Annotated in this window: 18 protein-coding genes; 14 read left to right on the top strand and 4 right to left on the bottom strand. The window is 72.3% G+C overall.

What is annotated here, in order from left to right; translation table 11 throughout:
- Position 1: 1 nt before the first annotated feature.
- Together ACO073_RS30480 and ACO073_RS30485 are read left to right on the top strand one after the other, a co-directional pair.
- The gene (locus ACO073_RS30480) at positions 2-1,048 is read left to right on the top strand and encodes a methionine synthase (RefSeq protein ID WP_422003245.1); all 1,047 of its coding nucleotides are present in this window, start codon (positions 2-4) and stop codon (positions 1,046-1,048) included.
- 117 nt (positions 1,049-1,165) lie between these two features.
- Positions 1,166-2,320, top strand: a complete 1,155-nt coding sequence (locus ACO073_RS30485) for a hypothetical protein (protein WP_422003247.1) — start codon at positions 1,166-1,168, stop codon at positions 2,318-2,320.
- Between the two features lie 5 nt (positions 2,321-2,325).
- Here the strand turns inward: ACO073_RS30485 and ftsH are convergent, their stop codons facing one another.
- Both ftsH and ACO073_RS30495 read right to left on the bottom strand, forming a co-directional pair.
- Positions 2,326-4,233 carry an ATP-dependent zinc metalloprotease FtsH gene (gene ftsH, locus ACO073_RS30490; protein WP_422003248.1) on the bottom strand — a complete coding sequence of 636 codons (1,908 nt, stop codon included), beginning with the start codon at positions 4,231-4,233 and terminating at the stop codon, positions 2,326-2,328.
- A 139-nt stretch (positions 4,234-4,372) separates the two neighbouring features.
- Positions 4,373-5,662, bottom strand: coding sequence for a cystathionine gamma-synthase family protein (locus ACO073_RS30495; RefSeq protein ID WP_422003250.1), 1,290 nt, complete (start codon positions 5,660-5,662; stop codon positions 4,373-4,375).
- 178 nt (positions 5,663-5,840) lie between these two features.
- Between ACO073_RS30495 and hpnA the strand changes: the two genes are divergently transcribed.
- From hpnA to ACO073_RS30530, 7 genes are read left to right on the top strand one after another with little or no spacing between them, the layout of a single operon-like run.
- Positions 5,841-6,854 (top strand): hopanoid-associated sugar epimerase, encoded by a 1,014-nt coding sequence (gene hpnA / locus ACO073_RS30500; RefSeq protein ID WP_422003251.1) that lies wholly within the window; start codon positions 5,841-5,843, stop codon positions 6,852-6,854.
- Positions 6,851-8,014: a glycosyltransferase gene (locus tag ACO073_RS30505; protein ID WP_422003253.1), complete on the top strand. Its 1,164-nt coding sequence runs from the start codon at positions 6,851-6,853 to the stop codon at positions 8,012-8,014. Before hpnA ends, ACO073_RS30505 begins: the two co-directional genes overlap by 4 nt.
- Positions 8,015-8,024: 10 nt before the next feature.
- Positions 8,025-8,909 (top strand): squalene synthase HpnC, encoded by an 885-nt coding sequence (gene hpnC / locus ACO073_RS30510; RefSeq protein ID WP_422003255.1) that lies wholly within the window; start codon positions 8,025-8,027, stop codon positions 8,907-8,909.
- A complete protein-coding gene (gene hpnD / locus ACO073_RS30515; protein WP_422003257.1) occupies positions 8,906-9,748 on the top strand; it encodes a presqualene diphosphate synthase HpnD in 843 nt (280 codons plus the stop codon). Before hpnC ends, hpnD begins: the two co-directional genes overlap by 4 nt.
- On the top strand, positions 9,745-11,010 hold the full coding sequence (hpnE, locus tag ACO073_RS30520) for a hydroxysqualene dehydroxylase HpnE (RefSeq protein ID WP_422003259.1): 1,266 nt from the start codon (positions 9,745-9,747) through the stop codon (positions 11,008-11,010). The genes hpnD and hpnE overlap by 4 nt, the downstream gene beginning before the upstream one ends.
- The gene (gene shc / locus ACO073_RS30525) at positions 11,007-12,962 is read left to right on the top strand and encodes a squalene--hopene cyclase (RefSeq protein WP_422003261.1); all 1,956 of its coding nucleotides are present in this window, start codon (positions 11,007-11,009) and stop codon (positions 12,960-12,962) included. Before hpnE ends, shc begins: the two co-directional genes overlap by 4 nt.
- Positions 12,959-13,648, top strand: coding sequence for a phosphorylase (locus ACO073_RS30530; protein WP_422003262.1), 690 nt, complete (start codon positions 12,959-12,961; stop codon positions 13,646-13,648). The genes shc and ACO073_RS30530 overlap by 4 nt, the downstream gene beginning before the upstream one ends.
- Before the next feature lie 73 nt (positions 13,649-13,721).
- Here ACO073_RS30530 and hpnH read toward each other — a convergent pair whose 3' ends face one another.
- Together hpnH and ispH are read right to left on the bottom strand one after the other, a co-directional pair.
- Entirely contained in the window at positions 13,722-14,882 is a 1,161-nt protein-coding gene (gene hpnH / locus ACO073_RS30535; RefSeq protein WP_422003264.1) for an adenosyl-hopene transferase HpnH, read from the bottom strand.
- Positions 14,883-14,892: 10 nt separating this feature from the next.
- A complete protein-coding gene (gene ispH, locus ACO073_RS30540; protein ID WP_422003266.1) occupies positions 14,893-15,837 on the bottom strand; it encodes a 4-hydroxy-3-methylbut-2-enyl diphosphate reductase in 945 nt (314 codons plus the stop codon).
- 466 nt (positions 15,838-16,303) lie between these two features.
- Between ispH and ACO073_RS30545 the strand changes: the two genes are divergently transcribed.
- The 5 genes from ACO073_RS30545 to ACO073_RS30565 all read left to right on the top strand — a co-directional run bounded on the left by ACO073_RS30545 (position 16,304) and on the right by ACO073_RS30565 (position 22,686).
- A complete protein-coding gene (locus ACO073_RS30545) occupies positions 16,304-18,901 on the top strand; it encodes an MMPL family transporter (protein ID WP_422003268.1) in 2,598 nt (865 codons plus the stop codon).
- Entirely contained in the window at positions 18,898-19,719 is an 822-nt protein-coding gene (locus tag ACO073_RS30550) for an EipB family protein (protein ID WP_422003270.1), read from the top strand. Before ACO073_RS30545 ends, ACO073_RS30550 begins: the two co-directional genes overlap by 4 nt.
- Before the next feature lie 190 nt (positions 19,720-19,909).
- A complete protein-coding gene (locus ACO073_RS30555; protein WP_422003271.1) occupies positions 19,910-21,181 on the top strand; it encodes an amidohydrolase/deacetylase family metallohydrolase in 1,272 nt (423 codons plus the stop codon).
- Positions 21,182-21,203: 22 nt separating this feature from the next.
- The gene (locus ACO073_RS30560; protein ID WP_422003273.1) at positions 21,204-21,677 is read left to right on the top strand and encodes a MarR family winged helix-turn-helix transcriptional regulator; all 474 of its coding nucleotides are present in this window, start codon (positions 21,204-21,206) and stop codon (positions 21,675-21,677) included.
- 184 nt (positions 21,678-21,861) lie between these two features.
- On the top strand, positions 21,862-22,686 hold the full coding sequence (locus tag ACO073_RS30565) for a VOC family protein (RefSeq protein ID WP_422003275.1): 825 nt from the start codon (positions 21,862-21,864) through the stop codon (positions 22,684-22,686).
- The last annotated feature ends 111 nt before the right edge of the window (positions 22,687-22,797 follow it).

Here is a 22,797-nt window from a genome sequence, read left to right on the forward strand (position 1 = left end):
CATGGGCGGACCCATCCGCGCCACGATCGTCGGCAGCCTGCCCAGGCCGGGCTGGCTGGCCGTACCCGGCATCCTGCAGGCGCCGTGGAAGGTCCCGGCGGACGACCTTCCCGAGGCGCTCGACGACGCGACGCGGCTCGCGGTCGAGAGCGAGCTGGCCGCCGGCCTCGACGTCGTCACCGACGGCGAGCAGCGGCGGCGCCACTATGTCTGGGGCTTCCTCGACGGCATCGCGGCGGTCGACACTGCGCACCTGGCGATGAAGCCGACGCGGGGCCAGCGCTTCCGCACCGAAGCGCCGGTGGCGCGGCTGATCGGTGAGCCCGAATGGCCGGGGCCGATGCAGGTCGACGCCTTGCAGCACGTGCGTGCGCTGACCGACCGGCCCGTCAAGGTGACCCTGCCGGGACCCATGACCCTGGTCGACAGCCTGCAGGACGAGGTCGGCCGCCATTCGACCGCCGACCTCGCGATGGTCTTCGCCGACCTGCTGAACCGCGAGGCCCGGGCGCTGGCGGAGGCCGGCGCCGCTGTGGTCCAGTTCGACGAGCCCTGCTTCAACATCTATCTCGAGCAGGCGCGCGACTGGGGCGTGGCGGCGCTGGAGCGCGCCAGCGCGGGCGTCGGCGCGACCACCGGCGTCCACATCTGCTACGGCTATGGCGGCTCGGAGGTCACCGACTGGAAGGCGATCAACCGCGACTGGAGCCACTACGAGCAGAGCCTCGCGCTGGTCGCCCGCACCGCCATCGACCAGGTCTCGATCGAGACGGCGGCGGTCGGCGTCGACATCGGCGTGATCGAGCTGCTGCGCGGCAAGGACGTGCTGCTCGGCCTGGTCGATGTCGGCCGCGAGACGGCCGAGACGCCGCAGCAGGTCGCCGACGGCTTGCGGCGGGCGCTCGATCACGTGGCGCCCGACCGGCTGTTCGCCTGCACCGACTGCGGGCTGGTGCTGCGCAGCCGCGCGGCCGCGGCGGCGAAGATGTCCGCCCTCGTGGCGGGCGCAGCCATCGTCAACCGAGAGCTTGCCTGCAGCGCCTGCTGAACACCGTCGCCTCCTGCCGCCCGCACGAACAGGCCGTCTCGCCTGCGCAAAGTCGTGACATACTGGCGGCGAGACGTGCCCGTTCAGCGGGGCAGGTGCAGGGGGGAGAGCAGGGGGATGATCGACACCGCCAGGAACGCCGGCGAAATCGTCGAGGCGTTGCGGGAGACGGAAGCGGAGTCCGAAGCCGCGCGCGTGCTGAGCGACCGCGCGGTCGCGCTGCTGCACCAGGCCGGCCTGACGCGCATCGTCAGTCCGGCGGCGTATGGCGGTGACGAGATGCCGGTGCGCGCGCTGGTCGAGGCGGAGCGGGTGGTCGCCCACGGCAGCACCGCGGCCTCCTGGGTGCTGATGGTGTGCGCCGCCCACACGTTCATCGCCGGGCGCCTGCCGCGCGCCGGGCAGGACGAGATCTTCGGCGGCCATCCCGGCATGCTGATCCCCGGCGTGCCGTCGCTGCGCGGCACCTGCCGCCGCGCGCCCGGCGGCTACGTGCTGGAGGGGCGCTGGCCCTATGCCAGCGGCGCCGACCACGGCGACTGGGTGCTGGTCGGCTGCCGCGGCGTGCGCGACGAGGCGGGCGAGGCCTGTCCCTCGCTGATCGTCGTGATGCCCAAGGAACAGGCGGTGCTCGACGACACCTGGTACACGCTCGGCATGCGCGGCACCGGCTCCAAGGATGTGGTGCTCGATCATGTCTTCGTCCCGGAGCGCTACACGGTGCCGATGGCCGAGGCGCAGCTCGGCACCTTGCCCGGGGTCGAGAGCCCGCTCTACCGGCTGCCCATCCGGCCGGCGCTGGCCACCATGCTGCTGGGCACGATCGTGGGCATGGCCGAGCGCGGCCTGCAGATCTTCGTCGAGCAGACCCGCGGCCGGCGCGACGTCTACAGCGGCGCCATGAAGGTCGACAATCCCGGCATGCAGCGCCGCGTCGCCGAGGCCGGCGCCGAGATCGCCTGCGCCTGGGCGCTGACGCAGCAGAATTGCGACCTGCTCGAGCAGGCGATGCGCCAGGCGCCGCCGATGCCGATCGCCCAGCGCGCCCAGGTGCGCTGGAACGCGGCCTATGCCACCGAGCTCTGCCGGCGGGCCACCAACCGCATCTTCGAGGGCGCGGGCGCCGGCGCGGCGCACGACAGCCACGCGCTGCAGGTCTTCTTCCGCGACATGAACACCGCCTCGCATCACGCCATGCTCGACTACGACGTCAACGTCGAGATCCAGGGCAAGAGCCTGCTGGGCGTGGAACTGAGCGACGCGATGGTGTGACGGCTTCAGCCCTTGTCGGCCTGGACGGCGTCGGGGGCGGCACCGGGCCGTCGCCGCCCGGCGACTTCCTTGGGGCCGAGGCAGGTCGCCACCGCCGCGCGGTCGAGCGTCTCGCGGTCCTCCAGGGCGCCGATCAGTCGCTCGAGCTGGGGACGGTGGCTCTCGAGCACCTCGCGTGCCCGCTGCTCGGCTTCGGTGAGGTGGCGCCGGACGGCCCGGTCGGCGGCGGCGGCCGTTTCCTCGGAGAAATGGCGCGGCAGCGCCATCTCGCGACCGAGAAACGGATGGGCATCGCTCTCGCGCACGTCGACCGGCCCGATCTCCTCGGACATGCCCCAGCGCCCGACCATGCCACGCGCGAGCTGGGTGGCCACGCGGATATCCTCGTCGGCGCCGGAGCTGACGGTGCCGAGGAAGACGCGCTCCGAGGCGCGCCCTGCCAGCATCACGGCCAGCCGGTCGCGCAGATAGTCCTCGGGCAGCGTGTGACGCTCGATCTCCGGCAGCTGGTGCGTGCCGCCGAGCGAGCGCCCGCGCGGGATGATCGTCACCTTGTGGATCGGGTCGGCCGTCGGAAGATAGTAGGCGAGCGCGGCGTGGCCGGCCTCGTGCACGGCCAGGCGGTGCCGCTCGTCCTCGTGGATCGCCATCGTGTGCAGCGAGCCCATCAGGATGCGGTCCCGCATCTCGTCGAAATGGCGGGCGCTCACGCGGTCGAGCTCCTCGCGGGCGGCGGCCATGGCGGCCTCGTTGACCAGGTTCTTGAGGTCGGCGCCGGAGAAGCCCGGCGTGCCGGCGGCGATGTGCTCGAGGTCGACGTCGCCGGCCAGCGGCACCGTCCGCGTGTGCACCTGGAGGATCGCCACCCGCGCCTTGAGGTCGGGCAGCTCGAGCGTGACGTGCCGATCGAAGCGGCCGGGACGCAGCAGGGCCGGGTCGAGCACATCCGGCCGGTTGGTCGCGGCGAGCACGACGACGGGCTCGTGCCCGCCGAACCCGTCCATCTCGGCCAGGATCTGGTTCAGCGTCTGCTCGCGCTCGTCGTGGCCGCCGCCGAGACCGGCGCCGCGCACGCGGCCGACGCTGTCGAGCTCGTCGATGAAGATGATGCTGGGGGCGTTCTTCTTGGCGTCGTCGAAGAGCTGCCGGACGCGCGAGGCGCCGACGCCGACGAAGAGCTCGATGAACTCCGACGCCGAGATCTGGAAGAAGGGCACCTCGGCTTCCCCTGCCAGCGCGCGGGCGAGCAGGGTCTTGCCGGTCCCGGGCGGTCCCTGCAGCAGGATCCCGTGCGGGACCTCGGCGCCCAGCCGCTTGTAGCGGTCGGCATGGCGCAGGAACTCGAGGAGCTCGGCGACCTCGGCCTTGGCATTGTCCTGGCCGGCGATGTCGGCGAAGCGGATCTTCGGTGTCGATGCGGCCTCGACCTTGTGCTTGCGCCCGCCGAGAGCACTGCCGAGACCGCCGGCGAAGCCGCCCGACGTGCGTTGTCCGATGAGGCTCCAGAAGCCGATCAGCAGCAGCCACGGCAGCAGCGCCACCAGCCAGGTCGGCCAGCCCCCCGGCTCCTCCGCCGCGACCTCGACTCCGTGCCGGGCGAGCGACTTCAGCAGCGCCGGATCGGCGACCGCCGGCAGGCGCGTCGTGAAGCGCGTCGTGGTCTCGCCGGGCTTCGCCTCGACCGGGCCCTGGAACGTGCCCGTGATCCGCTCGCCCTGGAACAGGACCGACTTGACCTCGCCCTGCTCCAGCAGGGCCTCGAAGCGGGAATAGGGCACTTCGACCGGACGCGCCTCGGCGGAAGGCTTTTGCGTGTCGAACGCGCGCAGCAGCACCACGGCCAGCATCATGGCGGCGGCCCCGAGGGTGATCCACGTCAGCAGGGTGAGGGCGGGCGGTCTCGGCGGACGCATGGCTTCCGGTCGGGCAGGAGGGCGCGGCCCGATCTTCCGGCGGCAACCGCGCGCCCGGATTGATCGAGATCAAGGGCGCCGTCGAAAGCCGCCCGAGACCGACAGGGGCGCCGACAGGGGCGCCGGCTGGGCGCCGGCTTCACCCGGTCGCCGCCAGCGCCTGGGCGAGGTCGGCGATCAGGTCGTCGGGATGCTCGATGCCGACCGACAGGCGGATGGTCGTGTCGAGCACGCCGATGCGGGCACGCACCTCGGCCGGCACGCCGGAATGGGTCATGGCGGCGGGATGGCTGGCGAGCGATTCGGTGCCGCCCAGGCTGACCGCGAGCTTGAAGACCTGCAGCGCGTTCAGGAAGGCGAAGGCCTCGGCCTGGCCGCCCTTGATGTCGAAGGAGAAGGTCGAGCCGGCGCTGGTGCACTGCCGCGCGAAGACCTGCTGGGCGGGCGAGCCCGGCGGCAGGAAGTCGAGATGGTGGACGTTCGCCACCTTGGCGTGGTCGCGCAGGAAGAGCGCGACCTGCCGGGCATTGGCATCGGCCCGCTCCATGCGCAGCGCCAGCGTCTCCAGCGACCGGCCGAGCATCCAGCAGGAATGCGGGTCGAGCTGCGAGCCGACGCTGCCGCGCAGCGCCTTGATCGGCCCGATCACCGCGCGGTCGCCCAGGGTCGCGCCGGCGATCAGGTCGGAATGGCCGCCGACATACTTGGTCAGCGAATAGACCGAGACGTCGGCGCCGTGGCGCAGCGGGTGCTGGAACACCGGGCCCAGCAGGGTGTTGTCGCACACCAGGAGCGGGCGCTTGCCGCCCTGGCGGCCGGCGATCTCCTCGGCGAGGCGGCGCAGGAGCGCGATGTCGACCAGGCCGTTGGTCGGGTTGGCCGGCGTCTCGATCAGGATCATCGAGATCCGGCCCTTCGCCGCGCCGGCCTCGACGGCGGCGCGGATCGCCGTCTCGTCGACGCCGTCGGTGAAGGGGACGGCGGCGATGCCGAAGTTGGCCATCATGCCGGTGAGCAGCGTCTCGGTGCCGCCATAGAGCGGCTGGCTGTGCAGGATCACGTCGCCGGGCCGGACATAGGCCAGCACGGTGGTGGTGATCGCCGCCATGCCGGAGGCGAAGACCACGCCCTGCTCAGCGCCCTCGAACACCGCCAGCCGGTCCTCGACGATCTCGCTGTTGGGATGGTTGAAGCGCGAATAGACCAGTCCCGCGGCGCCGCCTTCGGGCGGCTTCTTGCGGCCCGAGACATAATCGAAGAAGTCGCGGCCCTCCTCGGCCGTGCCGAACACGAAGGTGGAGGTCAGGAACACCGGCGGCTTCACCGCGCCTTCCGAGAGCATCGGGTCGTAGCCGTAGGACAGCATCAGCGTCTCGGGCCGCAGCGCGTGGTTGCCGATATGGGTCTTGGACGGACGCGGGGCGGCCATGGTCGGTCTCCAATTGCGGGGGAGGGGGCGTTCGGATCGCGGCATCATCCTCCCGCGCCATGACAAAAGCACGGCGCATGAAGCCACCGGCGTCGCGCGGGAGCATCGCTGGCGAATTGCCAATCCGGCGCGTTTGGTCATACTGCCGCCATCTCGCGACGGCGAAGCTCAAGCGACAATGGAACACTCTCTGCGACCGGGCGATCTGACCCTCGTGACGGGCGGCTCGGGCTTTCTCGGCTCGGCCGTGGTGCGCGCTCTCCGCGCGCGCGGGCTCGCCGTGCGCGCCCTGGTGCGGCCGACCAGCCCGCCCGACAATCTTGCCGACCTCGGCTGCGAGGTCGTGACCGGTGACCTCACCGACGCCGCGTCGCTGCGCCGTGCCGTCTCGGGCGTGCGCTGGCTGTTCCACGTCGCCGCCGACTATCGCCTGTGGGCGCGCGACCCCTCGGAGATCCTGCGCGCCAACGTCGAGGGCACGCGCACTCTGGCACGCGAGGCGCTGGCCGCCGGCGTCGAGCGCATGGTCTACACCAGCAGCGTCGCCGCCCTGCGCGTCGCCGGCGCCACCGCCCCCGTCGACGAGACCGCGGCGCTGGCCCCCAGCGAGGCGATCGGTGCCTACAAGCGCAGCAAGACCCTGGCCGAGCGCGCCATCGAGGACATGATCCGGCGCGATGGGCTGCCCGCCGTGATCGTCAGCCCGACGACGCCGATCGGCCCGCGCGACATCAGGCCGACGCCGACCGGGCGCATCCTGCTCGACGCGGCGCGCGGCCGCATCCCGGCCTTCGTCGATACCGGCCTCAACTTCGTCCATGTCGACGACGTGGCCGAGGGCCACCTGCTGGCCTTCGAGCGCGGCCGCGTCGGCGAACGATATATCCTGGGCGGCGAGAACCTGGCGCTGCGCGACCTGCTGGGCGAAGTGGCGGGCCTCGCCGGACGGCGCAAGCCCACGCTGCGCCTGCCGCGCGCGCCGCTCTTTCCGCTGGCGTTCGGCGCCGAGGCGGTGGCGCGCTTCACCGGCCGCGAGCCGCTGCTCACCCTCGATGGCCTGCGCATGTCGCGCTACCGGATGTTCTTCACCTCGGCCAAGGCCGAGCGCGAGCTGGGCTACCGCAGCCGTCCCTACCAGGAGGGCGTGCGCGACGCGCTCGACTGGTTCCGCGGCGCCGGCTACCTGGCATGACCGGCTGGACGCTCCTCGGCCTCGCGGGGCTGGCCGTGTGGCTGCACCTGCTGACCGGTCGCGGCGGCTACTGGCTGGCGCGCGACCGCGACGAGCCGGTGCCGGCGGCGCCGTCGCGCTGGCCCGACGTGGTGGCCGTCGTGCCGGCACGCAACGAGGCCGACGTGATCGGCCGCGCGATCTCGAGCCTGCTCGCCCAGGACTATCGCGGCCGCCTCGCCGTCGTCGTGGTCGACGACGGCAGCAGCGATGGCACGGGCGACGTCGTGCGCGGCCTCGCCGTGCCGCCGGGCCGCACGCTCGACGTGATCGACGGCGCCGAGCCGCCGACCGGCTGGACCGGCAAGCTGTGGGCGCTGGAGCAGGGGCTGCGCTTCGCCGAGGGTCCCGCCGCCGGCGGCGAGGGCCCGCGCCACGTGCTGCTGACCGACGCCGACATCGGCCATGCGCCGGACAATCTCTCGAGCCTCGTGGCGCGCGCCGAGGCCGAGGATCGCGTGCTGGTCTCGCTGATGGCCGAGCTCACCTGTGCGACGCCGGCCGAGCGCTTCCTGATCCCGGCCTTCGTCTACTTCTTCCAGATGCTCTATCCCTTCGCGTGGGTGCGCCGCCGCGATCGCGCGACCGCCGCCGCGGCCGGCGGCTGCGTGCTGGTGCGCCGCGACGCGCTGGCGGCGGCCGGCGGCATCGCCTCGGTGCGCGCCGAGATCATCGACGACTGCGCGCTCGCCCGGCGCCTGAAGCAGCAAGGCGCGATCTGGCTCGGGCTGACCCGCCGTGCCGCGAGCCTGCGGCCCTATGGCGGCTTCGCCGAGATCGGCGCCATGGTCTCGCGCTCGGCCTATGCCCAGCTGCGCTACTCGCCGCTGCTGCTGGCCGGCACGGTCCTGGCAATGACGGTGATCTTCGTTGCGCCGGCGCTGCTCGCGATCTTCGCCGAAGGCGCGGCGCGCTGGGCCGGGCTCGCGGCCTGGCTGCTGATGGCCCTGTCGTTCCAGCCCATGCTGCGCTTCTACCGCCGCTCGCCGCTCTGGGGGCCGGCGCTGCCGGCGATCGCCGCCGCCTACACTCTGTTCACGCTGCAGTCGGCGCTGGCGGTGTGGCGCGGCCGCGGCGGCCTGTGGAAGGGCCGGGCCCAGGCCATGACGAGTTCGCCATGACGGGCGCCTCATGAGCGACGCTGCTGCCTTCGCCTCGGGCAAGGACCATCGCGACGAGAATTTCCCGGTCGCCTCGCGGCTGGTGCGGCGCGAGCTGCGTCCGGCCATCCTCGCCTTCTACCGTTTCGCGCGCGCCGCCGACGATGTCGCGGACCACGAGACGGCCGAGCCGTCGGCCAAGCTCGCGGCGCTCGACCGGCTGGAGGCGGGGCTGGCCGGCCACGCCGGCGCCGCCGAGGGCGCCGCGTTGCGCGAGGCGCTGCAGGCGCGCGGCCTCAGCGACCGCCATGCACTCGACCTGCTGGTGGCCTTCCGCCGCGACGTCACCCAGCGCCGCTATGGCGACTGGTCGGAGCTGATGGACTATTGCCGGTACTCGGCGGCGCCGGTTGGTCGCTTCGTGCTCGACCTGCACGGGGAGCCGCGCTCGCTGTGGCCGGTCAACGACGCCCTCTGTGCCGCGCTGCAGGTCATCAACCACGTCCAGGATTGCGCCAAGGACTGGCGTGCGCTCGATCGCGTCTATCTCCCGCAGGACATGCTGGCCGGGCAGGGCGTCACGGTGGAGGCGCTGGGCGCGTCGCATGCCGCACCCGGACTGCGCAGCGTCATCGTGGCGCTGGCGCGGCGCACCGGGGGCCTGCTCGCCGAGGCGCGGCCTTTCGCCGGCGGCATCGCCGACCGCCGGCTGGCGCTCGAGGTCGGCGTGATCCAGTCGCTGGCCGAGAGCCTGGCGCTCCGCCTGACGCGCCGCGACCCGCTTTCGGAGCGCGTCCATCATCGCGGGATCGAGGCGGCGGGACTGGCGCTGCGCGGCGTGCTGCGCGTCGCCGGGCAGCGCACGCGCCGTCTCCTGGCGCCGGGACGCGCCGGCCTCCAGGGCGGGCGCGGATGAGCATGGCGGCTCCCGACACCGCGGCGCTGGCCCAGCAGGTTTCCGGCAGCTCGTTCTACACGGCCATGCGGCTGATGCCGAAGGCCGAGCGCGAAGCCATGTTCGCGATCTACGTGTTCTGCCGCCTGGTCGACGACATCGCCGACGACGGCACGCGGCCGCGGCCCGAGCGCGCCACCGCGCTGGCGGGCTGGCGCCGGGATCTCGCCGCGCTCTACGACGGCGGCGCGGCGGGACAGGCGGCCTTCCTGGCCGGTCCCGTGAAGCGCTTCGGCCTGGCGCTCGCCGACTTCCTGGCGGTGGTCGACGGCATGGAGATGGATGTCGCGGCCGACATCAGGGCGCCCGACCTCGCCACCCTCGACCTCTATTGCAGCCGCGTCGCGGGCGCGGTCGGGCGCCTGTCGGTGCGCGTGTTCGGCATGGACGAGGCGCCGGGGCACGCGCTCGCGGCAAGCCTCGGCCACGCGCTGCAGCTCACGAACATCCTGCGCGATCTCGACGAGGATGCCGCCATGGGGCGCCTCTACCTGCCGCGCGAGCGGCTGCGCGAGGCTGGCATCGAGAGCGACGATCCCGCCACGGTGGTCGCAGATCGCCGCGTCGACGCCGCCTGCCGCCGCCTCGCCGACGATGCCGCCCGCCATTTCGCCGAAGCCGAAGCGCTGCTGCGCTCGCGGCCCCGGGGCCGCCTGCTGGCGCCGCGGCTGATGGCGGCCGTTTATCGCGCGCTCCTCGACGACATGCGGACGATGGGCTGGGCGCCGCCGCGCCGGCGCGCGCGTATCGGCAAGCCGCGCCTGCTGGCCATCGTCGCGCGCTGCTGCCTGCTGCCATGAGCGGAAGCGTTCATGTGATCGGCGCCGGCCTGGCCGGCCTGTCGGCTTCCGTCGCGCTGGCGCGGCGCGGCGTGCGCTTGGTCCTGTCCGAAGCCGCGCGCCAGGCCGGCGGCCGCTGCCGCTCGTATCATGACGAGCGGCTCGGGATGGCGATCGACAACGGCAACCATCTCGTCCTGTCGGGCAACGGCGCGGTCGAGCGCTATGTCGAGGCGATCGGTGCGCGGTCGTCGCTGACCGGACCGGATCGCGCCGAGTTTCCCTTCCTCGATCTCGCGCGTGGCCGGCGCTGGACGCTGCGGCCCAGCGAGGGGCGCCTGCCCTGGTGGCTGCTCGACGCGCGCCGGCGCGTGCCGGACACGCGGCTGGGCGACTACCTGTCCCTGGCGGTGCTGATGCGCCGCCATCCCGGCCGACGGCTCGACGAGGTGATTCGTTGCGAGGGCGTGCTGTGGGAGTCGTTCCTGCGCCCGCTCTTCGTCTCGGCGCTCAACACCGCGCCCGAGGAGGCGGCCGCCGACCTCGCCGGTGCCGTGGTGCGCGAGACGCTGGGGCGCGGCGGACGCTATACGCGGCCGCTGCTGGCGACGCCGACCCTGGCCGCCGCCTTCGTCGATCCCGCCCTCGGGCTGTTGGCCCGGCACGGCGCCGGGATCCGCTTCGGCCGCACGCTGCGCGGCATCGGCCTCGAGGCGGGCAGGGTGCGCTCGCTCGCCTTCGACGACGGCGAGGAGACGCTGGGGCCCGACGACCGCGTCATCCTGGCCGTGCCGCCCTGGGTGGCGCCGAAGCTGCTGCCCGGCCTCGTCGCGCCCGACTCCTTCCGCGCCATCGTGAACGCCCACTACCGCCGCAGCGCGCCGCCCGGCGCGCCGGCGATGATCGGCCTCGTGGGCGCCACCGCCGACTGGGTCTTCGCCTTCGGCGACCGGCTGTCGGTCACGGTGAGCGCCGCCGACCACCTCGTCGACCGCGACGCCGAGGAATTGGCGCCGCTCCTGTGGCGCGACGTGACGGCCGCCCTCGACCTCCCGCCCGAGGAGCCGCCGGCCTGGCGCATCGTCAAGGAGAAGCGCGCGACCTTCGCGCCGACCCCGGACCAGGAGGTGCGGCGGCCGGCGGCGCGCACGGCGTGGGCCAACCTTTTCCTGGCCGGCGACTGGACCGCCACCGGCCTGCCGGCGACCATCGAGGGCGCGCTACGCTCCGGCGAGGCCGCTGCCGCACAGGTCCTGGCGCCGCCGCTCGCGAGGGCGGCATGAGCGACACGGCCACCGTGCCGCCGCCGATCGAAGGCCTCGACGCCGCGATCGGCCGCGCCACCGAGGCGCTGCTCGGCCAGCAGCGCGCCGACGGCCACTGGGTGTTCGAGCTCGAGGCGGATGCCACGATCCCGTCCGAGTACGTGCTGCTGCGCCACCATCTCGGCGAGCCCGACGATCCCGCGCTCGAGCGCCGGATCGGCGCCTATCTGCGCCGTATCCAGGGCGAGCATGGCGGCTGGCCGCTGTTCCATGATGGCGCTTTCGACATCAGCGCGTCGGTGAAGGCCTATTTCTGCCTCAGGATGATCGGCGACCCGGCCGACGCGCCGCACATGGCGCGGGCGCGGTCGGCGATCCTGGCCCATGGCGGCGCTGGCCAAGCCAACGTCTTCACCCGGCTGCTGCTCGCCATGTACGGCCAGCTTTCCTGGGCGCACGTGCCGACCCTGCCGGTCGAGCTGATCCTGCTGCCGCGCTGGTTCCCCATCCACCTGTCGCGCATGTCCTACTGGGCGCGCACCGTCATCGTGCCGCTGCTGGTCCTGGCGGCCCTGCGCGTGCGGGCGCGCAACCCGCGCGGCATCGGTATCGCCGAGCTGTTCGTGGCCGGCGCGCCGATCGGCCAGAAGCTCGCGCCGCATCAGCATCGCGGCTGGGGAATCTTCTTCAACGGCCTCGACCGGGTGCTGAAGGCGGTCGAGCCGCTGTGGCCGCGCGGCCTGCGGCGGCGCGCCATCGACCGTTGCGTCGCCTTCGTCGGCGAGCGGCTGAACGGCGAGGACGGGCTCGGCGCCATATATCCCGCCATGGCCAACGCCGTGATGATGTACGACGCGCTGGGCTATGCGCCGGAGCATCCGCAGCGCGCGCTCGCCCGCCGCTCGGTCGAGCTGCTGCTGGTGCAGCGCGAGGACGAGGCCTACTGCCAGCCCTGCGTGTCGCCGGTCTGGGACACCGCGCTCGCCAGCCACGCGCTGATGGAGGCGCAGGGTCCGGCCGCCGTCGCCGCCGTGCGGCGCGGGCTCGACTGGCTGCTGCCGCGCCAGGAGCTCGAGGTGAAGGGCGACTGGGCCGAGCGTCGTCCCGACGTGCGGCCGGGCGGCTGGGCCTTCCAGTATGCCAACCCGCACTATCCCGACCTCGACGACACCGCCGTCGTGGTGATGGCCATGGACCGCCTGCGGCGCGAGGCGCCGGCCGGCACAGCGTACGAGCAGCCGATCGCGCGCGGCGTCGAATGGATCCGCGGCCTGCAGAGCGGCAACGGCGGCTGGGCCGCCTTCGATGCCGACAATGTCGACCACTACCTGAACAACATTCCCTTCGCCGACCACGGCGCGCTGCTCGACCCGCCGACCGCCGACGTGACGGCGCGCTGCATCGGCATGCTGGCCCAGCTCGGCGCGCAGCCGGCCAACGACCGCGCACTCGCGGCGTCGATCGAGTACCTGGCGCGCGAGCAGATGCCGGACGGGAGCTGGTTCGGCCGCTGGGGCGTCAACTACATCTACGGCACCTGGTCGGTCCTGTGCGCGCTCAACGCCGTCGGCCTCGATGCCGACGCGCCGATGGTGCGCAAGGCGGCCGACTGGCTGGTCTCGATCCAGAACGGGGACGGCGGCTGGGGCGAGGACTGCACCAGCTATCGCCTCGACTATCGCGGCCACGAGCCTGCGCCCTCGAATGCCTCGCAGACCGCCTGGGCCCTGCTTGGCCTGATGGCGGCAGGGCAGGCCGATCATCCTGCGGTCGCCGCCGGCATCGCCTGGCTGCAGCGAGCCCAGGGCGCCGACGGGCTGTGGCACCAGGACGCCTATACCGGCGGCGGCTTCCCGCGCGTCTTCTATCTCCGCTATCACGGCTACGCGAAGTACTTCCCGCTCTGGGCGCTGGCGCGCTACCGCAACCTCCGGCGCGCCAACAGCCGGCACGTGGGCCACGGCCTGTGAAGGTGCTGGTGGTCGCCGGCCTGCAGCGCGAATGCCGCCTGCTGGCCGGCCCCGGCATCGAGACCCTGGCCGGCGGCGGCGACAGCGCGCGGCTGGAAGAAGAGGCCGCGCGTCTTGCCGCGGGCGTCGACGGCATCGTCAGCCTGGGCATCGCGGGCGGGCTGGCGCCCGGCCTCAGCGCCGGCGACTGGGTGGTCGCCGACGCCGTGGTCGATCGCGGAACGACGGTCGCGACCGATGCCGGCTGGACCGCGCGGCTTGCCGCGGCGCTGCCCGAGGCGCGGCGCGGCCCGGTGCTGGGCCAGGACGGCGTGGCCGCCACCGCGGCGGAGAAGGCGGCGCTGCACCGCGCCACCGGGGCGCTCGCCGTCGACATGGAATCGCACGTCGCCGCCCGCGTGGCCCGGCGTCACGGACGGCCTTTCGCGGTGGCGCGCGTGCTCTCCGACGGCGCCGACCGCACCCTGCCGCCGGCCGCCCGCGTCGGGCTCGGCGCCGACGGTGCCGTCGATCTTGCCGCCGTGCTGCGGTCGCTCGCGGCGGCGCCGTGGCAGTTGCCGGCCCTGCTGCGCACCGGCTTGGAGGCCGGTCGCGCCTTCAGGGCGCTGGAGTGGTTTGCGTCGACCTCGAAGCGCTCGTGCTTCTATTTCGGGAGCGCGGACCTCCAGGTCCGCTCGTCATCATGATGCGGACCTGGAGGTCCGCGCTCCAAAGACGCGCCACGGATTGGCGCGACCCTGGCAGGGTCATATCATCGCGCTAGCGGGCGCCGGCGGCCGCGCGGGGGCGGGGCCTGGCCTGTTCCTTGTCGGCACGAATCTCGGTCAGCTTCCGTTCGACGTGGCGCGAGAAGACGAACTCGGCCGGCCGCTGCCGGTCGAGCGGCAGGTCGGGGGCCATCGGCCCGTCGGTGCGCACGCCGCGCAGCGCGACCGCCGCGGCCTTCAGCGGATGCTTCATCATGTCCCGCACGGACGAGGCTTCGAAGCCGCTGTGGACCATGCAGTCGGCACACTTCTCGTACTTGCCGACGCCGTAATTGTCCCACGCCGTGTCGTCCATCAGCTCGCGGAAGGTGCGGGCATAGCCCTCGCCCAGCAGGTAGCAGGGCTTCTGCCAGCCGAACACGGTGCGCGTCGGGTTGCCCCACGGGGTGCACTCGTAGGCGGTGTTGCCGGCGAGGAAGTTCAGGAAGTTGATCGACTGGCTGAACGGCCACTTCTTGCCGCCGCGGCCGCGCGCGAGGATGCCGCGGAACAGCTCCTTGGTGCGCGTGCGATTCAGGAAGTGCTGCTGGTCCGGCGCCCGCTCGTAGGCATAGCCCGGCGAGACCGTGATCCCGTCCAGCCCTTCGGCCAGCATGTCGTCGAAGAAACGGGCGACCGCCTCGGGATCGGCGTCGTTGAACAGCGTGCAGTTGATGCTGACGCGGAAGCCCTTGGCCTTGGCCAGCCGGATCGCCTCGACCGCCTTGTCGTAGGTGCCGGCCTGGCAGACCGACTTGTCGTGCATCGCCTTGTTGCCGTCGAGATGGATCGACCAGGTGAAAGAGGGATGCGGCGCGTAGTCGTCGATCTTCTTGGCCAGCAGCAGCGCGTTGGTGCAGAGGATGACGAACTTCTTGCGGGCCAGGGCGCCCTTCACGATCGCCGGCATCTCGCGATGGAGCAGGGGCTCGCCGCCGGCGATCGACATGACCGGCGCGCCGCATTCGTCGATCGCCTCCATGCACTCGTCGTAGGACAGGCGCTGGTCGAGGATCTCGGCGGGATAGTCGATCTTGCCGCAGCCGGCGCAGGCGAGGTTGCAGCGGAACAGCGGCTCCAGCATCAGCACCAGCGGGTAGCGCTTGCGGCCCGTCAGGTGCTGGCGAACGACATAAGCGCCGATGCGCGCGGCCTGCATCAGGGGAATACCCAACGTCCTGCTCCTATCGTACCGGCTCTTTGGTCCGCTCACGCAGCTCCGCCGGAAGACGGAACTCGACATCCTCGCGCACCCCGTCCATCGGCTCGACCTCGAGCGCGCCGTGATGACGCAGCGCCTCGATCACGTCGAGCACCAGCTCCTCCGGCGCCGAGGCACCGGCCGTCAATCCGACCGTGCCGACGCCCGCGAGCCAGGCGGGGTCGAGCTCGCTGCCGTCGGCGATCAGGTGGCTGGGCAGCCCCTGCTCGATGCCGATCTCGCGCAGCCGGTTGGAGTTGGAGCTGTTGCGGCTGCCCACCACCAGCAGCAGGTCGACGACGCGGCAGAGGTCCCGCACCGCCGACTGGCGATGCTGGGTGGCGTAGCAGATGTCGGCGACGTCAGGTCCCTCGATGTTCGGGAAACGCCGCTGAAGAGCCGCGATGATCTCGCGCGTGTCGTCGACGCTGAGCGTGGTCTGGGTCACGTAGGCGATCGGCGCGTCGGCCGGCAGGTCGAGCCGGTCCACGTCCTGGGTGGAGGAGACCAGGTGGACGGGGCCGCCGACCTGGCCGATCGTGCCCTCGACCTCGGGATGGCCTTCGTGGCCGATGAGGATCAGGGCCCGGCCGCGCGCGACGTAGCGCTTGCCCTGCAGGTGAACCTTGGTGACCAGCGGGCAGGTCGCGTCGAGCACCGGAAGGCCGCGCGACTTCGCCTCGTCGATGACCGTCTGGGCAACGCCGTGCGCGCTGAAGATGGTCACCGCGCCGTCGGGGATCTCGTGGAGCTCGTCGACGAAGATGGCGCCCTTGCGCTCGAGCGTCTCGACGACGTGGCGGTTGTGGACGATCTCGTGCCGCACATAGACCGGCGCGCCGAACTTCTCGAGCGAGCGTTCGACGATCTCGATGGCCCGCACGACACCGGCACAAAACCCCCGGGGCTGAGCCAGGATAACCCGCATCCGGATGGACTCCTTGAACGACGCATGCCGTGGCTCGGCGGCGGCACGCTAGCGGCGGAGAATGGCGGGCGGATGGTCCTGCGCACTCTCACTGAAGATTGCCAGTAGCGAAGATTTGCCGGCACGAAAGATTGTCCGCTAGTGTGGCGCCCGACGCAAGCCTCCGCGACCGCGCAGGCGTGGACCCGCGATTCGACGACGACGGATGGTTCCCCACAACTGAATGGGTGTTTAGGAACGCAGGCGGCAGGGGTCGCTCCCGGAGCGGCCGCTTGCCGCACGACCGGTGAAGTCGCGAGCGCGTTTCAGGAAGTTCGATGGCAGCAGACTCAAGACCCTCTCCGCGCGGCCGGATCGGCGCGCCGCCGGGCCCGTACGACCGGGGGGCCGGCCCCCCGTGCTCCGGCGCGGCGGCCCGCCGCCCGCGACGGTCGGGGGCGAGTTCCCCCGTCACGGCAGGGCAGCCATGATCGGCTGGTTTATCGGACGCCTGGTCGCCGCCTGCGTGCGGCATCGGCTGGTCGTCCTCCTGCTGGGATTGCTCGCGACGGCGGGCAGCGCGGTCTACGCCGCCGGTCACTTCGCCATGACCACGGACGTGACCGAGCTGATCACGGAGGACCAGGACTGGCGGCAGCGCGAGCTCGCCTACGAGAAGGCCTTCCCGACGCTGCAGCTGGTCTCGATCGTCGTGGTCGACGGCGCGACGCCGGAAGTCGCCGAGGCCGCGGCCACGCGGCTCGCCGCGGCGCTGGCCGCCCAGCCGCAGCGCTTCAGCTCGGTGCAGCGGCCGGACGGCGGCACGTTCTTCGAGAAGAACGGCCTGCTGTTCCTTCCCGTCGACCAGGTGCGATCGACCGTGGAAGGGTTGATGCGGGCGCAGTTCTTCCTGGGCGCGCTGGCGGCCGACCCGTCTCTGCGCGGCCTGCTGACCGGCTTGCAGGCCGGTCTCGAAGGCGTGCGCCGCGGCCAGGCGAGCCTGGCCGACATGGTGCCGGTGATGTCGGCGCTCGACGGCACGGTGGACGCCGCGCTGGCCGGCCGGATGGCGACCTTCTCCCTGCAGCCCCTGATCGGCGGCGGCCCGACCCTTTCGCAGCCGACCCGGCGCGTGATCGTGGTGAAGCCGGTCCTGGACTATACCGAGCTGCAGCCGGGCGCGAAGGCGAGCGAGGCGGTGCGCGCGACCGCCCGCGAGCTGGGGCTCGACGCCGACCATGGTGTCACGGTCCGGCTGACCGGTCCGGTGCCGCTGGGCGACGAGGAGTTCGCGTCGCTGGCCAAGGACGGGCACTTGCTGGCGCTCGCGATGGTCGCGGCGCTGGTCGGCATCCTGTGGCTGGCCGTGCGCTCCGTCCGCGTCGAGGCGGCCATCCTGGTCACCACCATCATCGGGCTGGTCATCACGACCGCGTTCGGCCTCTATGCCACCGGCCGGCTGAACGTGATCTCTGTCGCGTTCATCCCGCTGTTCGTGGGCCTCGGCATCGACTTCAGCATCCAGTACAGCGTCCGCTTCCTGGCCGAGCGCCGCTTCCACGACGAGCTGCGCGACGCGCTCACCGCAGCGGGGGCGGGGGTCGGCCGGCCGCTTGCCCTGGCCGCGGCCTCCATCGGCGTCGGCTTCCTCGCCTTCCTGCCGACCAGCTATCTCGGCGTGGCCGAGCTGGGGGTGATCGCCGGGATCGGCATGGGCATCGCCTTCGTGCTCAGCGTCACCTTCCTGCCGGCGCTGCTGGCGGTGGTGCGCCCGCGCAGCCGGGGCATGGCCGAGATGGGCTACCCCTGGCTGGCGCCGGTCGAGGCCTCGCTGGCGCACCATCGCCGCATCGTGCTGGGCATCGGTCTCCTCCTCGCCGTGGGCTCGGCCGCGTTGCTGCCGTTCGTCCGGTTCGACTTCGACCCGCTGCACCTCAAGAGCCCGGAGGTCGAGTCGATGTCGACGCTGCAGGCGCTGACCACCGATCCCGACTGGACGCCCAACACGATCGCCGTGCTCGCGCCCTCGCTCGGGGCCGCGCCGGCCCTGGCGGAGAAGCTCGCCGCCCTCCCGGAAGTCGCGCGCGCGGTGACGCTGCAGAGCTTCGTGCCGGCCGACCAGGCGCCCAAGCTCGCCCTGATCGGCGCGGCGGCCGCCCGGCTGGGGCCAATGCTCGATCGGCCGCCGGCGCCGGCGCCCGGCGACGCCGAGCTCGGGGCGGCGATCACCGCGACGGCGCAGGCCCTGCGTTCGGTGGCGCCGGCCGAGACGGCGACGGAACCGGCCGTGATGGCGCGACGGCTGGCCGACGACCTCGAGAAGCTGGCCCTGGCCGCTCCCGAGGTGCGCGCCGCGGTGGCGGCGGCGGTGGCGACGCCGATCGCGGTGACGCTGCGCCGCGTGCGGGCATTGCTGCAGGCCGGACCGGTGGCGATCGACACGCTGCCGCCGGACATCGTCCATGCCTGGCTGGCCGCCGACGGCCGTGCCCGCATCCAGCTCTTCCCGCATCCGGGCAAGGAGGACGAGGGCTCGCTGCTGCGCTTCTCGCGCGCCGTCCAGAGCGTCTATCCGGACGCGACCGGCGTTCCGATCTCGATCCGCGCCGCCGGCGGCACCATCCTCACCTCCTTCCTGCAGGCCGGCGCCTACGCGGCGCTGGCGATCATCGTCATCCTCGCCGTGACCCTGCGCCGGGTACGCGACGTGGTGCTGACCATGCTGCCGGTGGTGCTGAGCGGGCTCCTGACCTTCGCGACCTGCGCCCTGCTCGATCTGCCGCTGAACTTCGCCAACATCATCGCGCTGCCACTGCTGTTCGGCGTCGGCGTCGCTTTCAACATCTACTTCGTGATGGCCTGGCGGGCGGGCGAAACGGCGCCGCTGCAGTCGAGCCTGATGCGCGCCGTCGTGTTCAGCGCGCTGACCACGGCGACGGCCTTCGGCGCGCTGTGGCTGTCGAGCCATCCCGGCACCGCCAGCATGGGCCGCCTGCTGATGATCTCGCTGGGCTGGGAGCTGCTGGTCACCCTCCTGTTCCGGCCGGCGCTGCTGGCCCGGCCGCCGGCGGAGCTCGCCCGGTGAAGCTGGAGGTGAAGCGTGCCGGAAGGCGCGCGCTGCTGGCGCTCGCCGCCGGCGCCTGGCTCGCACTTGCCGGCGCAAACGCGGCGCAGGCCGAGCTGCGTCCCTACCGCGCCGAGTATTCCCTGCGGCTCGGCACCGCGGCCAATGCGACGCGGGTCGGCAAGGCGGTGCAGGACGTGACCCTGGAGTGCGACGGCTGGCATTTCCGCCGCGACGTGCGGGCCGAGGTGGCGCTGACGCCGTCGCTGCAGATCAAGGTCCTGCTGAGGACGAGCGGCGAGGAGGACCGCGCCGGCGACATGCTCAGCTATCGCTCGCTTCTCTCGGTGAACGGCGCCGAGCGCAAGACGGAAGGCGAGGTGCGGCGCGACGGCGAGGCGCTGCGCGCGACGGTCGAGACGCCCGAGGGCATCGACCGGTCGGTGCTGCCGGGCGGGACGCTGCTGCCGGTCGCCGCCATCGCCAGCCTGGTCGACCGGCTCGCCGCCGGCGACACGTCGTTCCCGCTGTCCATGTTCACGCCGGACGGCGCCGGCAAGGCCATCGAGTTCGAGGTCAGGAAGGCCGAGGCCGACACGCTGCAGGCGACGCCGCCGGCCGAGAAGCGCATTGCCGTGCCGGCGGAGCGCTCGTGGCCGGTTGCCGTGACGATCCTGCGGGTCGGCGGACAGGAGCAGAAGCCGCCGATCTCGGTGCGCGCCCAGGTCTTCGACAACGGCGTCATCGACCGTCTGGCCATCGACGCCGGCGTCGTGACCGTCACCGCCTATCTCCGCGCGCTGGAGATGCACGACGTGCCGGCCTGCGCGAAGCCCTGAGACGGGGAGGCGGCGCGAGCGGTTCCGCTGCCTCGACAGCAGGCAAAGGCCTGCCCAGATCGCCGGCAGGCTGACGATTATCCATCCACAATTCGTCAGCATACTGACGAATATCGCAGGTGGCCTTGCCCGCCCCGCGGCGCGGCCGCAAGATGATCGCAGGCTTGCCCCAAAGGAGCGCGTGCGAACCATGGTCTACGATCTCATCCTGCGCGGTGGCCGGGTCGTCGACCCGGCCCAGGGTCTCGACGGTCTGCTCGACGTCGCGGTGAGCGACGGCCGCATCGCGGCGGTGGGCAGGGACCTGCCGGGCGAGGCGCGCACGATCACCGACGTTCGCGGCAAGCTGGTGCTGCCCGGCATGATCGACACCCACGCCCATGTCTACCGCTTCGTCAGCGGCCGCTTCGGGCTGGAGGCCGACATGGTGGGCGTCCACTCCGGCGTGACCACGCTGGTCGACCAGGGCGGTCCGTCGGTGCTCACCTTCCCGGGTTTCCGCGAGTACGTGGTGAAGCCCTCGGCGACGCGGGTGCTGGCCTTCATCTCGGCCTACATGGTGGGCGGCCTCGAAGGCCACTATTACCCCGAACTCTATCGGCCGGACTGCATCGCCGTCGACGACACGATCCGCGCCGGCCGCGAGAATGCCGACCTCGTGCGCGGCGTGAAGGGCCATGCCGAGATCGGCGGCTTCACGCGCTGGGGCGACGAGGCGATGCGCCAGGCGGCGAAGATCTCCCGCGGCCTCGACCTGCCGCTCTACATCCACTTCGGCCAGCTCTGGGCGCTTCCGGAGGGCAAGGAATCCTACGATCCCGATTCCGTCCTGCCCGACATGCTGGAGATCCTGCGGCCGGGCGACATCCTCGCCCATCCCTTCACGCGGCATCCCGGCGGCTTCGTCGATCGCAACGGCCGGCTGCACCCGGCGGTGCGCGAGGCGCTGGCGCGCGGGCTCAAGGTCGATGTCGGGCACGGCTCGCACTTCTCCTTCGCGATGGCGAGGCTGGCGCTCGATGCCGGCGTCGTGCCCGACACGCTGGGCGCCGACATGCACGGCTACAACACCAAGGTGCCCAAGCCGCGCGGCACGCCGGAGATCCATCCCGACACGGAGGAGATGCATCTCTTCGCCGGCAACCAGAACTTCTCGCTGGCCTCGGCGATGACCAGCATGCTGGCGCTCGGCCTGTCGCTCGAGCAGGTCGTGCCCATGGTCACCTCCAACTGCGCGGCGATGCTGGGCATGGCGGACACGCTCGGCACGCTCAGGCCCGGCGTCGAGGCCGACGTGTCGGTGCTCGACGACCTCACCGGGCGCTTTCCGCTCGAGGCCAACGACGGCAGCAAGGTCGTGGCCGAGCGCCTTTTCCGCCCGGCCTTCTGCCTGCGCGCCGGCCGCCGCTTCGACGCCGACGCCGCGATTCTGCCGCGCACCGCGATGGCCGCGGCCGCCTGAACCCCGTTCCGGCGCGGGCGCCATGAGCCGGCGGGCTTCGTTCCCCCTGGCGTCGCGGCCGGGATTCCTGATCCGGCGGCTTCACCAGATCCACCTGTCGCTGTTCGCCGAGGAATGCGCGGCGTTCGACGTGACGCCGGTGCAGTTCAGCATCCTCAGCGCCGTCGCCGCCCAGCCGGGGCTGGAGCAGGCGGCGCTCGGCCGCGAGGTCGGCGTCGACCGGGCCACGCTGGCCAATGTCGTCGCCCGCCTCGCGCGGCGGGGCCTGCTGCGGCGCGTGCCCGGCCGCGCGGACCGGCGCCTGAAGCATGTCCATCCGACCGCGTCCGGCCGGCGGCTCCTCGCGCGCATGGAGACGGCGGCGCGTCGCGCCCACGACCGCACCGTCGCCGCGCTGCCGCCGCGCGAGCGCGCCCGCTTCGTCGCGGCGCTGCGCCGGCTGGTCGCCGAGACCAACGACCACGGCCGCGCCCCGCTGCGCATTTCGGGCGTCTAGCGCGTCCTCATGGAGCGCGGACCTCCAGGTCCGCTCTTCATTATGATGCGGACCTGGAGGTCCGCGCTCCGATCTAAACGAAGGGCGAGTCGCCCGGCAGCGGATTTCACCACATTTAACCGGCCCTCCGCCCGGCCGTCGCCTATGTCTCGGTCGCGCGTTTCCACGATGAGGAGGCCCAGCGATGTCGAGCACACCCGAATCCGAGCCGGTCCCTCTCGGACGGCGCACCGTCATGCGTTCCGCCGGCATGATCCTGGCCGGCGGCGGTGCCGTGGCCACGCCGGCCCTGGCGCAGGCGAGCCGCGACGACGGCCCGCTCGGCGCCCGCCTGCAGGGCGTCCAGCATTTCGGCGTCACCGTCCAGAACATGGATCGCGCGTTCGCCTTCTACACCGAGGTTCTGGGCGGCACCGAGGTGATGCGCGACGGCGACTTCCAGGGCGCACCGATCCACTACACGCTGCTGGCCGACCAGGAGATCCTGGCGCGCGACCGCAAGGTCGATCCGCGCACCATCGGCGTGCCCGACCTCAAGGGCGGCACGCAGCGGCTCGATGTCCGCTTCGTGCAGTTCGACAATGTCGTGATCGAGCTGCTGCAGTACCGCGATGCCGGCCAGCCGATGGGCAGCGGCGACAGCTGGGCCGAGCCGCGCGACCATATGAGCCCGGCCTATCCGCGCTCGATGCACATCTGCTTCTACATCCGCGACGATGTCGACTTCGACAAGTTCATCCACGACCTCGAGACCGAATGCGCGCGACGCGGCATGACCCAGGTGAAGGCCAACCGGACCGTGGCGGTGACGACCGAGGCCGAGCGCACGGCCGCGCCGCAGAGCGCCAACACCATCAAGATCACCGAGGGCCAGTCCAACGGCTGGTCGCTGATCTACTGCAAGGGTCCGGAGGGCGAACAGCTCGAGTTCGTGCAGGTCCGCGGACCGGTGAAGCGGACCTTCGCCGCGGCTTTCGACCGGCATCGCAGCCGGCAGGCTGCCCGCTAGGGGCTTCCGGTCCGGAAGAACGAGGCGGTCCTTGCACGAAGGTGCAGGGCTGCCCTGACGGGGCCGACGAAGGTCCAAGGGAACTGGAGCGGCGGCGCCGGGTTGAGACAG

It is taken from the genome of Reyranella sp. (assembly GCF_965229815.1).
GTDB lineage: Bacteria > Pseudomonadota > Alphaproteobacteria > Reyranellales > Reyranellaceae > Reyranella.

Coding starts and splice junctions, on each gene's coding strand:
- ACO073_RS30480 (WP_422003245.1), top strand. CDS start 2: ATGGGCGGACCCATCCGCGCCACGATCGTCGGCAGCCTGCCCAGGCCG.
- ACO073_RS30485 (WP_422003247.1), top strand. CDS start 1,166: ATGATCGACACCGCCAGGAACGCCGGCGAAATCGTCGAGGCGTTGCGG.
- ftsH (WP_422003248.1), bottom strand. CDS start 4,233: ATGCGTCCGCCGAGACCGCCCGCCCTCACCCTGCTGACGTGGATCACC.
- ACO073_RS30495 (WP_422003250.1), bottom strand. CDS start 5,662: ATGGCCGCCCCGCGTCCGTCCAAGACCCATATCGGCAACCACGCGCTG.
- hpnA (WP_422003251.1), top strand. CDS start 5,841: ATGGAACACTCTCTGCGACCGGGCGATCTGACCCTCGTGACGGGCGGC.
- ACO073_RS30505 (WP_422003253.1), top strand. CDS start 6,851: ATGACCGGCTGGACGCTCCTCGGCCTCGCGGGGCTGGCCGTGTGGCTG.
- hpnC (WP_422003255.1), top strand. CDS start 8,025: ATGAGCGACGCTGCTGCCTTCGCCTCGGGCAAGGACCATCGCGACGAG.
- hpnD (WP_422003257.1), top strand. CDS start 8,906: ATGAGCATGGCGGCTCCCGACACCGCGGCGCTGGCCCAGCAGGTTTCC.
- hpnE (WP_422003259.1), top strand. CDS start 9,745: ATGAGCGGAAGCGTTCATGTGATCGGCGCCGGCCTGGCCGGCCTGTCG.
- shc (WP_422003261.1), top strand. CDS start 11,007: ATGAGCGACACGGCCACCGTGCCGCCGCCGATCGAAGGCCTCGACGCC.
- ispH (WP_422003266.1), bottom strand. CDS start 15,837: ATGCGGGTTATCCTGGCTCAGCCCCGGGGGTTTTGTGCCGGTGTCGTG.
- ACO073_RS30545 (WP_422003268.1), top strand. CDS start 16,304: ATGATCGGCTGGTTTATCGGACGCCTGGTCGCCGCCTGCGTGCGGCAT.
- ACO073_RS30555 (WP_422003271.1), top strand. CDS start 19,910: ATGGTCTACGATCTCATCCTGCGCGGTGGCCGGGTCGTCGACCCGGCC.
- ACO073_RS30560 (WP_422003273.1), top strand. CDS start 21,204: ATGAGCCGGCGGGCTTCGTTCCCCCTGGCGTCGCGGCCGGGATTCCTG.
- ACO073_RS30565 (WP_422003275.1), top strand. CDS start 21,862: ATGTCGAGCACACCCGAATCCGAGCCGGTCCCTCTCGGACGGCGCACC.